The organism is Veillonella caviae (genome assembly GCF_003992125.1).
Classification (GTDB): domain Bacteria; phylum Bacillota; class Negativicutes; order Veillonellales; family Veillonellaceae; genus Veillonella; species Veillonella caviae.
Map to the genome: position 1 here is coordinate 17,533 of NZ_RQUY01000002.1, position 14,984 is coordinate 32,516.

Here is a 14,984-nt window from a genome sequence, read left to right on the forward strand (position 1 = left end):
TGAGCCTCCTTTTACATAGAGGTATTCAAGAGCCTTATTGAGGTATAGTATGAATCAATATGAAACAATTTTTACATCTATGGGACAAGCGGCGCGACGTGCATCTGTAAAACTTAGCCAGTTATGCGAAGACCGCATCAATGATGTGTTACACAGTATGGCAGATGCATTGGAACAACACGCCACAATTATATTAAAAGCTAATGCACAAGATTTAAAAAATGCTCAAGGTATGGTTCCTAAGACGATGTTAGATCGTTTGGTTTTAACAGATGAACGAATTCATCAAATAGCAGAAGGCGTTCGTGAAGTTGCTGCATTAACAAGTCCTGTAGGAACTGTATTGGAAACCATAGAACGGCCTAATGGGTTACGCATTGAAAAACGAACTGTTCCTTTTGGTGTTATAGGAATTATTTTTGAAGCGCGTCCTAATGTAACCGTTGATGCTGGTGTATTGTGTTTTAAAACAGGAAATGCTACCATTTTGCGCGGCGGCAAAGAAGCATATCAAACTAATCGTGCTATTATTTCTATTATGCAAAATGTATTAGCTGAGTATGAGTTGCCTAAAGAGTCTATTCAATTAGTAGATATATTAGATAGAGCTGCTGTACCTGTTTTATTGCAACAACGTAAGTATATTGATGTTATTATTCCTCGTGGTGGTGCTGGTTTAATAAAAAGTGTAGTAGAAAATAGTCGCATTCCAGTTATTGAAACTGGTAGTGGTGTTTGTCATACCTATGTGGATGAGTTTGCTGATTTGTCTATGGCTGTTCAAATTGTTTTAAATGCTAAAACTCAACGACCATCTGTATGCAATTCTATGGAAACATTGTTAGTTCATCGAGCTGTGGCAAAAGAATTTTTGCCTCTTGCTATAGATGCTATGAAATCCTATGATGTAACTGTTCATGGAACTCCAGATGTGCTTGATATCATTAATGGCATACCAGTATCAGATACATCATTCGCCACGGAATACAATGATTTTGATGTAAATGTGTGTATTGTAGATTCCTTAGAGGAAGCCATTGAACATATCAATCAATATACAACGCATCATTCGGAATGTATTATTACTGAAAATGTAGAGCGTGCAGCTGTATTTATGAATCTCATTGATTGTTCAACTGTGTACCACAATGCATCTACACGATTTACAGATGGATTTGAATTTGGATTTGGTGCTGAGATAGGTATTAGTACTCAGAAATTACATGCTCGTGGACCTATGGGATTACAGGCTTTGATGTCGTACAAATATTTTGTCTTTGGTTCAGGTCAGGTACGGTCGTGAAACGATTGCTATATTTGGTGAAAGCTTATTATGCGTATATTCAGACGCCAAAGGGGCGTTATGAATGGAAGTCGTATATACAGGCTTTACTCTTATTTATCTTAATTTGCTGGATTGTCATAAAGGGTGTGACACATATATGGTAATGACAAGACGAATAGGCATTATAGGGGGTACATTTAATCCTATTCATTTAGGACATCTCATGATTGCTGAAGTGGCACGAGAAGAATTTCAGTTAGAAAAAGTTATTTTTGTACCTGCTCGCATTCCACCTCATAAACAGCATGATGTAATCCAAGCAGAACATCGCTATGCTATGGCAGCAGCAGCGGTAGCGGATAATCCGTATTTTGAAATATCCGATGTGGAAATGAAACGTGAAGGTCCGTCTTATACGGTGGATACCATACATTACTTTAGAGAAATGTATGGTGATACAGCATCCTTTTATTTTATTGCAGGAACTGATACTATACGGGATTTGCCGAATTGGAAATATATTGATGAGCTCTTAAAGCACTGTCATTTTATAGGTGCTATCCGACCTGATGGCTCTGCTGTTATAGATATGACATTAGATATTCTAGGTGATGTGGCTAAAAATAAGATTCATATAATGCCCGTACCTGAAATGAAATTATCTGCCACTTATTTACGAGAACGTTTGCGTCATGGTCAAACGGTGCGGTATATGTTACCTAAATGTGTAGTTGATTATATTGAAAATAACGATATTTACCGGAAGGAATAATAAGGTGGACATCAGAGACATTGAAATTGACCTCCGTAGGAGATTAAGTAAAAAGCGATTTGAACATACATTAGGAGTTGTTGTAACATCTGTAGATTTAGCTCGTAAATATGGTGAAAATCTAGAATATGCTCGATTAGCAGCATTATTACATGATTCAGCTAAGGAATTACCATTGTTGGATATGCAAAATTTAGTAAAGAATTTTAATCTTGATGATGATATGTTACGTAATGGAGCGCTACTTCATGGCGTAGCAGGTATGGAATTAGCTAAAGAGCGATATGGTGTGACGAATTCATATATTTTAGAAGCTATTCGTGTGCATACTACTGGAAAAGTAAATATGTCTACCTTAGATAAAATTATTTTTTTAGCTGACTATATTGAACCTAATCGTGACTTTCCTGGTTTAGATATCATTAGATTAGCTGCAAAGGAAAGTCTCGATAAAGGTGTATTAGCAGGATATGATATGACTATACGACATTTGCTAGATCAAGGACTTTCTATTTATCCTCTTACTATTTTAGGTCGTAACGATATTATAAGATCGATTAAGGGAGGTTAGTAGTATGGATGAGTTGGTGAAAGCACGGGAACGTCGTCGTAAGAGACGGCGTCGAGTTAAACGAAAAACGTCGATACAATGGGGACGTCTTGTTATTGTTGGCATATTAGCACTAGCAGTGTTATTTGGTATTTTTTGGGGCTTATATAGTGGTGTTTCCTATGTATATAATCGTATAACGGAACCTTCTGTAGCTGTGACAACTACTAGTGAACAAAGGAATCAAGAAAATGTTAAAGTGGAACAGAAGGCATTAGATAAGCCTATATATATTCTCATTGTTGGTAAGGATAGTAATCAGCCTAGTCAAGCAGATGCTCTATTCCTTATGTCTCTTAATATGTCGCAACATACGATGGATATTATTGGTATCCCTAGTAACAGCAAAATTGATAGTCGAAATAAACAATCTGTAGCTATGTTAAACCAAATCTATGCGCAAAATGGCATTGAATTAACGAAGGCTGTAGTGGAAGATATATTTCATATTTCTATTCCATACTATGTTGTTGTGGATGAAGCAGCTTTCAAAAAAACAAATGATGTTATCGGTGAACAAGCATTATATGTAGAAAAAAATATGGAACATATAGATGCTACAACTGGTATCAAAGATATTGATTTACATAGAGGTTATCAAAATTTAGATAGTGATAAGGCATTAGGATATTTGCGTTATACTGATGATAAACAAGATAATTTTAGTCGCGTGGAACGGCAAGAGAGATTCTTGAAGTCTTGGATGGAACGGGAACAAGATGCTTTCATCATTACAAAAATTTGGCATGTTTGGCGTGTATGGAGCCATTATGAAAGCAATATTTCTACATGGGATGCGATTCAATTGATGCGATCTATCGGTGATATGGATAAGAGTCAAATACATTTCTATATTCTACCAGGTGAAAAAGAGGAAATTGATAATATCGTGTATTGGCAAATTAATCCTACAGAAGCGCAACGATTAGTTGGGATTATGATGGGCGATGTGTTACCTCAAGATATGAGCCAATTTTCTACATCCACAAGTTCTATTCAAAAAGATGTACCTGCTGAATCAGAACAAAATAGGAAGGTACAGCCATCAGAACCAGGTTCGGAACCAGAGAAATCAAATTAGATAGCATGGAGATTGTATACGCATTATAAGGATGCATAGAGGTGAATAGCTTATGGCATTCACTGAGGCTTAATCTATATATAAAGAAAAGTATACATACTATTTGAAGTATAGGAGATATAATGAAACAAAAAGAAGATATTAAACAAAGTGTATTAGCCTTGGCACAAGGAGCATTTGATAAAAAAGGTAAAGATATTGAAATTTTAGATTTAGAAGGTATTTCTATGTTAGGCGATTATTTTATGATTGTGAGTGCTAATAATATTAAACAATCTCAAAGTATTGCTGATGAAATCGAAGATGTGGCTGCTGAACAAGGTATGACCGTTCTTCACCGTGAAGGCTATCGTGAAGGGGATTGGATTCTCCTCGATTTCGGCGATATTATTTGCCATATTTTCGGCGGTGATGATACGCGTGAATTCTACGGTTTAGAAGCATTATGGAGCGATGCTTCGCGGGTTCCATTTGAAGGTGAATAATATGGCTACTGAATTATTAGAAAATACAATAGCTACGCTAAAGGTATTGCGAGTAAGTGACCATGGTGCCTTTTTAGATGGTCAAACTGGTAATACTAATGATGATATTTTACTGCACAAAGATCAACAAACATCACTTGTTGCTATTGGTGATATGGTAGAGGTATTTTTATATCGTGATCCGAAAGGACGTCTCACTGCCTCTATGAGATTGCCGGCTATGAAAGTTGGTCAAATCGGTTATGTAGAAGTGATTAATACGACGAATTTTGGTTGCTTTGTAGAAGTTGGTACCGAACGTGGTATCTTCATGCCTCATGCTGAAATGCGTGGTCGGCCACAAGTCGGTGAAAAAGTATGGGTCCGTCTATACACAGATAAATCAGGCCGTATGGCTGTATCCATGGATGTAGATGATGAAATGCGTCGCGCCTCTAAATCCGCTAATGATGCTGAAGTAGGACAACAGGTCAAAGGCGCTATTTATAATTTAACCTCTGAGGGGGCTTTTATTATTACACCAGAACGATGGATTGCATTTTTGCATCATTCTGAAATGACGCGTAAATTAAAGGTAGGGGAAATGATTGAAGCTCGTGTTACCTTTAAACGCGATGATGGTCGTGTAAATATTTCTATGCGTCCCACTAAAGAAAAGGCTTTAGTATCCGATGGTGATATTATCATGGAATATCTTTTCAATCGAGGTGGCAAAATGCCATATAGTGATGAATCATCAGCTATGTTAATTAAGGATAAATTTAATATTAGCAAGGCTGCTTTTAAACGCGCTTTAGGACATTTAATGAAAGAGAGAAAAATCATTCAAGAAGATGGTTGGACCTTATTAACAGATATTGGTAAATCATGGGCACCGCCTGCAAAAGATGAGAAGCAAGGGGAATAAGCATGAAAATTATTGTTGTTGGTGCTGGCAAGGTTGGTTATTCATTATCACAGCGTTTAGTACAAGATAATCACGATGTATATATGATTGATCGCTCGCAAGAGCGTATTCATAATTTGGAACATGTTCTTGATGTGAGTCTCGTACAAGGGAATGGTAGTGACATTCAATTGTTAAACGAAATTGGCATGGATGATGTGGGCATGTTTATTGCCGTGACTGACTCAGATGAAGTGAATATGCTGTCCTGTGCAGTAGCCAAAATTGCTGGTGTACCAACAACTGTGGCTCGCGTACGGGATACTAATATAGCAGAACATATGGATGACACCATGAAAGAGCGTTTAGGAGTCGATTTATTTATCAATCCTGAAATGGTAACGGCTCAAGAGTTATTACAAATCTTGGAAACTCCTTCCGCCATCGATGTAGAAGAATTTGGACAAGGCTCTGTACGTCTTATGGAGTTTAAAATTAAAGATGATTTCCCTCTATTGCGTACACCATTAAAAGATGTTTGCTTTCCTGAGGGGGCTCTTCTTGTAGGTATTCTTCGTCATGGTGAAATGATTATTCCTCATGGTGAAAGCTTCGTACAGCCTCACGACAGTGTTTTTTTCTTAGGCCTAAAGAATGCTATTGATACCTTAGAGCGGCAGTGGTTTTCAAATTATGATACCTTTCATAAAAGGGTTGTTATTATAGGCGCTGGCCTATTAGGACAAAATTTAGCCGTATTATTAGAGCGAGCTGGATTTACTGTTAAGGTTATTGAAAAAGATATTGAACGTTGTGAGCAATTGGCTGCTAAGGTGGATAAAGCCATTATTATCAATGGGGATGGTACAGATTTTGATCTATTAGAAGCGGAAGAAGTATCTGATAATGATGTTATTATTGCTCTAACAGATGATGATAAGCTCAACCTATTGGTGGCTCTTGTAGGTAAGCATATGGGGATTCCTAAAACCGTTGTACGTGTAGGTAGACCTGAATATATTATGCTTATGGAGCAAGTGGGCATCGATATAGTATTTTCTCCGCGTCTATTGACTGCAGGACAAATTTTGCGTTTTGTTCGCAGTGGTGAGGGTGTTGTATCTATTTCTACTTTTGAAGGTGGCAAAGCAGAGTCGATTGAGATTGCGATTACAGAACAGTCGCCTGTGGCGGGCAAGCAATTAAAGGATATTCGATTGCCAGGAAAAGCTTTGGTAGGCGTTATTTTGCGTGGTAATGAGGCTATTGTACCACGTGGTAACACAGAAATCCTCGTTGGTGATCATATTGTATTATTTACTCTCCCTGAATCAGTTACTAAATTGCTCAACTATTTAACATAAGAGGATTTATGCGTATACAAATTGTCATGTCCTTAGTGGGCAGATTATTATATATATTTGGCGGTTTTGTAGCTATTCCATTTATATATAGTTTGATTTTTGAAACTGCATATTGGTCATTTGCAATAACATCGATCTTATCGATGGTAATCGGTTATGGTTTGTCTAAATGGGGATTTAAAAGCGACAGCTTTAGTTTGCGTGACGGTTTTCTCGTAGTTGGGTCTACTTGGTTATTTACGGTAACGCTTGGGGCCATCCCATTTATGATGAGCGGCATTGTTATTCATCCATTAGATGCTTTGTTTGAGTCTACATCAGGGATTACGGCTACTGGTGCTACCATTATCTATAATGTAGATGAGATTCCTAAAAGTTTCGTCTTATGGCGTGGCCTTATGCATTGGATTGGGGGAATGGGAATTATCGTATTAATTCTGTCATTTCTACGAAATTTAGGGGCTGATGCGGCCCATTTTTTCAATGCTGAAGCATCTGTACCTAGGCCTGGTGTAGTGATGCCACGTATTCAATCGATGGCATCAAAATTGTGGAAAGTGTACGTAGCTTTTACAGTTCTTTGCTTTCTCATGCTTTTAATGGGGGGCATCGAAGTTTTTGATGCATTGAATTATGCTTTTTCTATTATATCTACTGGTGGTTTTACTCCCACTACGGCAGGTACCTTTTTATATGCTCACGATACGTATATATCAGCTGTTTTTATTGTGTTTATGATATTAGCAGGTGGTAATTTTTCCGTTTACTATACAGCATTGCAAAAAGGGTGGCGTTCCTTAATATCGGATTTTGAAACGCGTATGTATTGGCTTATGCTCGCTGTAGGCATTCTTATAACTTTTATATTTTTATCGTTACAAACTAATACGTCCCCTTTAGGAGATGCCTTTTGCAGTGCAGCATTTATGTTAGTATCGTTGCAAACTGGTAGTGGATTTGCTATTTCAGATTATGATTTGTGGCCTGGTGCGGCGCAAATGACATTGTTTATTGCGTCTTTCTTTGGTGGCTGTAGTGGCTCTACTACAGGGGGTATCAAGATTATTCGCCTTATTATACTTCTAAAAAGTAGTATTATGTATTTACGCAAATCTATTCATCCCGACATGGTTCAAGTGGTCCGTATCAATGGAAAACCAATGCCCGATAAATGGATACAAATGACGCAGCAATTTATATTTTTATATTTACTGATTTATGTAGTATCGGTGTTTCTGATGGCCTGCTCTGGGGTGTCTACAGGAGATGCGTTACAAATCGTAACGGCTTTTCTTAGTAATGTAGGTTTAGGTTTTGGTGGATATGGTCCGACAGACTCATTTAGTGCTTTGCCTTATGCTGGAAAGCTTGTTGCTATTATAGATATGTTATTAGGTCGTTTGGAATTATTTACCATTCTTGTTATGTTACATCCACAATTTTGGGAAGGGTATTTTATCAAGAAAGATGCTAATAAGCGATATCGTATTATTTAATGTGGTTATTTAATAGTCATTTATTTATAGGGAAGATAATTTATATCTTAGAACGTAGTATTTGGATTAGATTTTGTGTATATGAAAAGAAAGGGGGCGGGGCTATAATTATGGAAATTATAAAACGACCTTTAGGACTTTATAAGGCTAATTGTTATGTATTAAAAAAAGAGGGGAAATCTATTATTATAGACCCTGGATTTCATAGCCAACACATTATAAATATGGTAGGCGATACACAGCCCTTAGCGGTATTATTAACACATGGTCATTGTGACCATGTGTCAGCGTTAGATGAAATTTGTCAGTATTACAATATTCCTGCTTATTTACATAAATATGATCATGAACTATTACAGCTCATTAGACGGAGACCTAGTGTATATAAGAAAAAAATGTTTACTCCTTGTAAAGATTTACGAGTGGGGACTCTAAAAATACCCCCATTTTTCTTTACAATTCATCATACTCCTGGACATAGTGCTGGCTCCGTATGTATTGAAATTGAAGGGCATTTATTTACTGGAGATACTGTATTTAAACAAAATGTAGGAAATAGTGATAATTATAACGGTAATGCAAAGGATTTAGTAAGCAGTATACGTCGTATAGTAAGTATGAATCATGATTTAATCATTGAACCAGGGCATAAAGAAAGTACTGTTTTAAAAAATGAAATTGAATTTTTAATGAAATTTATAATATAGTGTTGACAAAAACTCTAATAACAGATATACTAAGCAAGTACTTTGGATACGGCCCCGTGGTGTAGCGGTTAACATGTCGCCCTGTCACGGCGAAGATCGTCAGTTCAAATCTGATCGGGGTCGCCATTTATGCCTCGGTAGCTCAGTCGGTAGAGCAACGGACTGAAAATCCGTGTGTCGACAGTTCGATTCTGTCCTGAGGCACCATGTACATGCGGGAATAGCTCAGCGGTAGAGCACCGCCTTGCCAAGGCGGGGGTCGCGAGTTCGAATCTCGTTTCCCGCTCCAGTTTTATATGGCGGCATAGCCAAGCGGTAAGGCAGAGGTCTGCAAAACCTTTATTCCCCAGTTCGATTCTGGGTGCCGCCTCCACTAAACGTTACCCATGCCGGGGTGGCGGAACAGGCAGACGCAACGGACTTAAAATCCGTCGGTTAGAAATAACCGTACCGGTTCGATTCCGGTCCTCGGCACCAATTAAGACTAACTTCGGTTAGTCTTTTTTTCATATGCAAAATAACAAGGAGATATATTTTGGATAAGCCCTTATTATTGATTAGTAGCTGTCTCTGTGGGGTGTTTTGCCGCTACGATGGTAATCATAATCTCATAAATAATTTACAAGCTTTAGAATGCAGATATAAACTCATTTTAGTATGTCCTGAAGAACTAGGTGGTTTATCTACACCTAGACAACCGGCAGAGCGCAAAGGCAATACTGTAGTCACTTGTACAGGGGAGGATGTAACAGATGCATTTCGATATGGTGCACAGCAAACATTAGATATAGCGTTAGCGCATCGTTGTAAAATGGCATTATTGAAAGCAAAAAGTCCTAGTTGTGGTAAGGGGCAGATTTATGATGGTTCGTTTAGTAGACGGCTTATTAATGGTGATGGTATGGCTACAGAATTGTTGAGGGAACATCAAATAGAGGTATACACCGAAGAAGACATTGAAGATTTATTAGTGTGAAAATCTAAGTGTTACTATGATGAACTAGCATATAATAAAAAACGACGAATCCAGTGGATGTCGTCGTTTTTTATTAATTATTGTATATAGGTTTGATTACTTTCCAGCGTTACCTAAATCATTTGTTAAGGGTTGTTCTCCTAATAGAGTTGTTAAATTGTGCAAATTGAAGCGATAGCTAGGATTACTAAAGTCTCTCGATGCATCATAACGAGGATTAGGCGCATGCATAATGCCCACCAATGTGTCATATAATAAATCATTCGTAAAATATTGATGTTCATGATGGGTCAATGTGTTGGCTGTTTGTGGATATGCTACTCTGTATGTTGGTGATAAATATACCCAGAATGGAATATGGGTCATAATAAAATCAAAAGTATCTGGATTATGAGATTTATCGAGGCTTTCACCATGGTCGGAGAAATATACCATAGCTTGAAGATTTAACTTATCTTTGCCATAGGTGTAAATTTGTTTCAAGAGCCAGTCCGTATATAATTGGCTGTTTGCATAGGCTTCTATGCCATCAGGATAGGGACCTTTTTTCCATTTGCTAAATTCGTGCGGATAACGGTCATTATAATAAATATGACTACCCATAATATGGATAACGATAAAATTATTTTTACTAGGGTCAACTGTTTCCAATAAAGGCAATAGAGATTCATCGTATCGATCAGAGAATGCGTAGGACTCGTGAGACCATTTGGTTATATCTGCGGTTTTTGCCATTAAAGAAATAGCTGTATCATATTCACCGAATACGCCTTGGTTACTAAACCAAGATGTTGTGTAGCCAGCTTTTTTTGCTATATCAAGTATATTGGCGGAGTCTAAGAATGGACGATCGTCATATTGGTTGCGTTCTGATAAGGCTCTTTCTAATGTAGGAACGGTTTGTACATAAGAAGAATAAGCATGGTCAAAGAAAATAAAGTCTTTATTATTGGCATTCATATCTCCTTGCCATGGTGTATCGTCGTAGGGAAAATCAGGATTGTATACCTTCATATAGTCACGAGAACTAGATTCACCAATGATAAGAATAATTGTACCTGGTGTTTTTTGTGATGCAGTTTCTTGTGTATCTAAATGGAATGAATCAAATACGAGGTGATGATTATCATTATATTGTTGCATCTGTTTAACATAATCACCAGCGGCAATCCAGTTTGCTACAATACATGTTTGGGGAAATAGATAAAATGGTACGTAAATGATGAAAGCTATTAAGGAAGCGACTAATATACCGAGTCGCAATGGTCGTGTCGAATTTAATTCTACTATGCGTTTCATGCCTAGATTGCACCAATAGAGAAACCACGTCCACACTAGTAAACTAATCGTGATGGCAATAAGTCCTGGAATGCCAGCCGTATTTTTTAGAAATCCAAAGGCCTCTTCTGGATTGGTCATATATAGAGCTAAAAGGCTAGCTGGTGTTAAACAGTGCCAAGTACTTATATAATAGCCAATTTGCATAAAGGGGATTAAACTCAGTGCAGATGATATGAGGGCTAGTAATGCTGATGTTGTTTTATGCCAGCGTTGGGTTTGACCCAATAAAAATTGAAAGCCTGAGAGCCCCATGAAGATTAGTAATCCAAATAAAAAATCATTAGCAAATTCATAGAAATATAGTGGTTTTACATAGGATAAGTGAAATAATAATGGGAATGTAAGAGTCCAAAGTATGCCTACTAAACCATAGCCAAGAAATGGTCTGTGAAATACGGTGCATCCCATATAGTATTGAAAAAGAAATGTGCCTACAATAGTAGGAACTGTGAGTATTGTTATATCCTCAACATCAAGGCCTAATGTGATAGGTTCATAAATTAGATATAGTACAATATAAAGAACAATACCGATAATGCCAAACCGCAATATAGGATTTCGGCCCAGCTCTCTCATAGGTGATGACATAGCCAATCCTTTCTTAAGGAAATATAAAAACTATATAATATAAGTTACAATTATAAAGATAGCAAAGAAATATAAAAAATACAATTATATATAACGAACGTAGAAGAATTTTTTGAATTACGATATAATTATATAGTTAGATATCTGTTGCTAAGGAATGGGGATTCATGGGGGACTACAATTATAAACTCGATGTCTTTGAAGGACCTCTCGATTTACTATTACATTTAATAGAAAAACATAAAATAGAAATCACAGATATTCCAATTGTAAAAATAACATCACAATACTTAGCATATTTAGAGAATTGGAATCATTTTGATATTCATTATAGCAGTGAATTCCTATTAATGGCATCTACGTTATTACAGATTAAATCTCGTATGTTATTACCAAAAGTAGAACCGGAACCAGAAGAGGGAGACGATCCGCGAGATGAATTAGTAGCTAAATTAGTGGAATTTAAAAAAATCAAAGAGTTTACAGACTTATTACTGGAGAAAACATCTATAGAAGCTACTGTTTTTAGTAGACCAGAAGAGGCGAGCTTATTAGGGTTAGATAGTTATTATAATTTTGAACTTTCTAAATTATATGATATATTTCTTGCTGTTATGAAACGGACTACTGAGGTGCCAGAAGAGGAACGAGTTCGTGAAGTTAAGGTTGAGAAGGATTTATATAGTTTGGAAGATATGATTATCTCTTTAGGGAGCCGTGTTAGGCGAGGCGAAGCGTTACAGTTTAGGCGACTTTTAATTGCTATAGGCAATAAGAGTGGCATGGTTACAATTTTTATGGCTATATTAGAGTTGTTAAAACAGCAAGATATTCGTATGGCTTATGAAGGTGATGATATTATTTTTACTGCTCCTGTAGTCGGTATTGATGAAGAAGAGGCACTAGATGGAAACTAAATATTTAGAAGCTGTTTTGTTTTCTGCTGCAAAACCTCTTACGATAGATATGTTGAGAGAGCTATTTCAACTTTCAAAAAAGGATGTAGAAATCTATATAGAAGCATTACAGAAAGAGTTAGATACTCATGACAGAGGTGTTCGTGTACGACAATCTGTAGCAGGTGTTGAATTAGTATCAGATTCGTCATGTGCGGAATTTATTAGTAAAATCCGTAAAAAAGAAGATACATTATCTAATGCAGCAATGGAAACACTGGCAGTCATAGCCTACAAACAGCCTATTACAAAGGCTGAAATTGAAGAGGTGCGTGGTGTGAATAGCGATAAGGTATTAAAACAATTATTGTCCAGGTCTTTGGTGACAGAATTAGGTCATAAGGATACAGTTGGACGACCTATATTGTATGGTACTACCGATGAATTTTTACGTAGTACTGGTATGACATCAATTAATGCTTTACATGAAGAATTAAATAAAGAAGGATAATATGGAGCGATTACAAAAATATATTGCAAGTTGTGGTGTAGCATCTCGTCGTAAAGCGGAAGATCTTATTACAGCAGGTAAAGTACAAGTGAATGGCCGCAAGGTTACCGAATTAGGTGTAAAAGTAAACCCTATGAAAGACAAAGTTAAGGTGAATGGTCAATTATTGGCTATGGAAAAACCTGTGTATTATTTGTTGAATAAGCCTAAAGGTGTTATTACTTCTGTGGTTGATCCACAAGGGCGTGAAACAGTATTAGATTACATTAAGAATGAAAAGAAACGAATTTTTCCAGTAGGTCGTCTCGATTTATATACAGAAGGCTTATTGTTGCTAACCAATGATGGGGAATTAGCTCAAAATTTGACACATCCTTCTAAAGGGGTGGAAAAAACTTATGAAGTTCGCATTAAAGGACGTGTTAAAGAAGAAGATTTACAAATTATCGCCAATGGTGTCAATTTAGATGATGGTATGACGGCGCCAGCGACGATTGTAGATTTAGGTTTTGATGATCATAATGGTGTTCACGAAGTGGAAATTACTATTCATGAAGGTAGGAATCGACAAGTACGTCGCATGTTTGAGCATTTTGGGTATCGCATTCATAATTTGAAACGTATTGCATATGGCGGTCTTACATTAGGCGGTGTTAAACGCGGCGGTGCTCGTCAATTAACGCAACGAGAAGTAAATGCTTTGAAGGCGTTAGGAGCAAATAAGAAATGAAACAAATTGTCATTGTAGGCGGTGGTGCTGCAGGTCTGATGGCTGCTGCTATTGCCGGTCGCGAAGGAGCCCGTGTTATTTTAATTGAAAAAATGAACATGGTTGGCAAAAAAATGGGAATCACTGGTAAAGGTCGCTGCAACATTACTAATAGTGCGGACATGTCTGAGTTTATCCATAATACCCCGGGGAATGGTAAATTTCTCTATGGTGTGTATGAACGATTTAGCAATACTGATTTGCTTAATCTTTTACATAGTTGGGGACTTAAGACTAAGGTTGAACGCGGTGGACGTGTATTTCCTGAATCTGACTCAGCTTTAGAAGTGCGTAATACATTTATCAAGGTATTAAAAAAATACGGCGTTCAGGTTCATACTAATGAATCTGTACAGAAAATAGTAGTGCAAAATGATAAAGTTACTGGTGTAGTGACAGACAAAGAATCTTATGCTTGTGATGCAGTTATTATTGCTACTGGTGGTAAATCTTATCCACTAACAGGATCTACTGGTGATGGATATAAGTTAGCCTCTCTTTTGGGGCATACTATTACAGATATACGTCCATCATTGGTCCCTATTGTTATAAAGGAACAGTGGGTAAAAAATATTATGGGACTAAGTTTGCGTAATGTAGAGGTATCTATTATTAGTAAGGGAAAAACACAAGCCTCTATGTTTGGGGAAATGATGTTTACTCATTTTGGTGTGACTGGTCCAACTATATTGTCGCTTAGTCATACAGTAGGAAAATTATTGCGTAAAAAAAATACAAATCCTATTACGATATCTATCAATTTAAAACCAGCGCTAACTGCTGAGGTTTTGGATAAACGACTGCAAAAGGATTTTGAGTTATATTCAAAAAAACAACTTATTAATGGTATGAAGGATTTATTACCACAAAACTTGATTCCTATTGTTATTGGTTTGGCGGAATTAGATAGTCACAAGCCAATCAATCAGATTACAAAGGAGGAGCGACTTCGTTTGTGTCATGTATTACAACATATGACGCTCACTGTTGAAGGGTTGCGTCCTGTAGAAGAGGCTATCGTTACATCTGGTGGGATTTCTTTAAAAGAATTTAATCCTAAGACTATGGAATCTAAATTGGTTCAAGGGTTGTATGGTGCAGGTGAAGTATTGGATATCGATGCTTTTACTGGTGGTTATAATTTACAAGCTGCCTTTTCTACAGGATATGTGGCTGCTATGCACATTGTTCATGGAGATGATTAGAGGCTTGGTGAA

At 37.0% G+C, this 14,984-nt stretch carries 15 protein-coding genes and 5 tRNA genes; 19 read left to right on the plus strand and 1 reads right to left on the minus strand.

The features are described 5' to 3' along the window. The first annotated feature begins 49 nt into the window (after positions 1–49). The 15 genes from EO120_RS01055 (at position 50) to EO120_RS01125 (ending at position 9,662) form a co-directional block, all read left to right on the plus strand. On the plus strand, positions 50–1,303 hold the full coding sequence (locus EO120_RS01055) for a glutamate-5-semialdehyde dehydrogenase (RefSeq protein ID WP_127133662.1): 1,254 nt from the start codon (positions 50–52) through the stop codon (positions 1,301–1,303). 139 nt (positions 1,304–1,442) lie between these two features. Beyond that, complete coding sequence (gene nadD / locus EO120_RS01060; protein WP_127133663.1) at positions 1,443–2,057, plus strand: nicotinate-nucleotide adenylyltransferase; 615 nt, start codon at positions 1,443–1,445, stop codon at positions 2,055–2,057. Positions 2,058–2,061: 4 nt separating this feature from the next. Beyond that, positions 2,062–2,628: a bis(5'-nucleosyl)-tetraphosphatase (symmetrical) YqeK gene (gene yqeK / locus EO120_RS01065; RefSeq protein ID WP_127133664.1), complete on the plus strand. Its 567-nt coding sequence runs from the start codon at positions 2,062–2,064 to the stop codon at positions 2,626–2,628. A gap of 4 nt (positions 2,629–2,632) precedes the next feature. Then, complete coding sequence (locus EO120_RS01070; RefSeq protein WP_127133665.1) at positions 2,633–3,748, plus strand: LCP family protein; 1,116 nt, start codon at positions 2,633–2,635, stop codon at positions 3,746–3,748. 122 nt (positions 3,749–3,870) lie between these two features. After that, positions 3,871–4,233, plus strand: coding sequence for a ribosome silencing factor (rsfS, locus tag EO120_RS01075; RefSeq protein WP_127133666.1), 363 nt, complete (start codon positions 3,871–3,873; stop codon positions 4,231–4,233). A gap of 1 nt (position 4,234) precedes the next feature. Beyond that, the gene (locus tag EO120_RS01080) at positions 4,235–5,140 is read left to right on the plus strand and encodes a CvfB family protein (protein ID WP_127133667.1); all 906 of its coding nucleotides are present in this window, start codon (positions 4,235–4,237) and stop codon (positions 5,138–5,140) included. Between the two features lie 2 nt (positions 5,141–5,142). Continuing rightward, positions 5,143–6,483 (plus strand): Trk system potassium transporter TrkA, encoded by a 1,341-nt coding sequence (gene trkA / locus EO120_RS01085; protein ID WP_127133668.1) that lies wholly within the window; start codon positions 5,143–5,145, stop codon positions 6,481–6,483. Between the two features lie 8 nt (positions 6,484–6,491). Further along, a complete protein-coding gene (locus EO120_RS01090) occupies positions 6,492–7,979 on the plus strand; it encodes a TrkH family potassium uptake protein (RefSeq protein WP_127133669.1) in 1,488 nt (495 codons plus the stop codon). 110 nt (positions 7,980–8,089) lie between these two features. Continuing rightward, complete coding sequence (locus tag EO120_RS01095) at positions 8,090–8,686, plus strand: MBL fold metallo-hydrolase (RefSeq protein WP_127133670.1); 597 nt, start codon at positions 8,090–8,092, stop codon at positions 8,684–8,686. 50 nt (positions 8,687–8,736) lie between these two features. Next, positions 8,737–8,812 (plus strand) — tRNA-Asp (locus EO120_RS01100). A 5-nt stretch (positions 8,813–8,817) separates the two neighbouring features. Beyond that, positions 8,818–8,893 (plus strand) — tRNA-Phe (locus EO120_RS01105). A gap of 7 nt (positions 8,894–8,900) precedes the next feature. Beyond that, positions 8,901–8,975, plus strand: a tRNA-Gly gene (locus tag EO120_RS01110). Between the two features lie 9 nt (positions 8,976–8,984). Then, positions 8,985–9,059, plus strand: a tRNA-Cys gene (locus EO120_RS01115). Between the two features lie 15 nt (positions 9,060–9,074). Continuing rightward, positions 9,075–9,163 (plus strand) — tRNA-Leu (locus tag EO120_RS01120). 55 nt (positions 9,164–9,218) lie between these two features. Then, positions 9,219–9,662: a 2-thiouracil desulfurase family protein gene (locus EO120_RS01125; protein WP_127133671.1), complete on the plus strand. Its 444-nt coding sequence runs from the start codon at positions 9,219–9,221 to the stop codon at positions 9,660–9,662. Positions 9,663–9,758: 96 nt separating this feature from the next. Here EO120_RS01125 and EO120_RS01130 read toward each other — a convergent pair whose 3' ends face one another. Continuing rightward, positions 9,759–11,591, minus strand: a complete 1,833-nt coding sequence (locus EO120_RS01130; RefSeq protein ID WP_127133672.1) for a phosphoethanolamine transferase — start codon at positions 11,589–11,591, stop codon at positions 9,759–9,761. A 167-nt stretch (positions 11,592–11,758) separates the two neighbouring features. Between EO120_RS01130 and EO120_RS01135 the strand changes: the two genes are divergently transcribed. Genes EO120_RS01135 through EO120_RS01150 form a run of 4 tightly spaced genes read left to right on the plus strand, consistent with a single transcriptional unit; the run spans position 11,759 to position 14,972 of the window. After that, positions 11,759–12,508, plus strand: a complete 750-nt coding sequence (locus EO120_RS01135; protein ID WP_127133673.1) for a segregation and condensation protein A — start codon at positions 11,759–11,761, stop codon at positions 12,506–12,508. Further along, positions 12,498–12,998 carry an SMC-Scp complex subunit ScpB gene (gene scpB, locus EO120_RS01140; protein WP_127133674.1) on the plus strand — a complete coding sequence of 167 codons (501 nt, stop codon included), beginning with the start codon at positions 12,498–12,500 and terminating at the stop codon, positions 12,996–12,998. Before EO120_RS01135 ends, scpB begins: the two co-directional genes overlap by 11 nt. 1 nt (position 12,999) lies before the next feature. After that, positions 13,000–13,728 (plus strand): pseudouridine synthase, encoded by a 729-nt coding sequence (locus EO120_RS01145; RefSeq protein WP_127133675.1) that lies wholly within the window; start codon positions 13,000–13,002, stop codon positions 13,726–13,728. After that, a complete protein-coding gene (locus EO120_RS01150; RefSeq protein WP_127133676.1) occupies positions 13,725–14,972 on the plus strand; it encodes a BaiN/RdsA family NAD(P)/FAD-dependent oxidoreductase in 1,248 nt (415 codons plus the stop codon). Before EO120_RS01145 ends, EO120_RS01150 begins: the two co-directional genes overlap by 4 nt. Positions 14,973–14,984 lie beyond the last annotated feature (12 nt).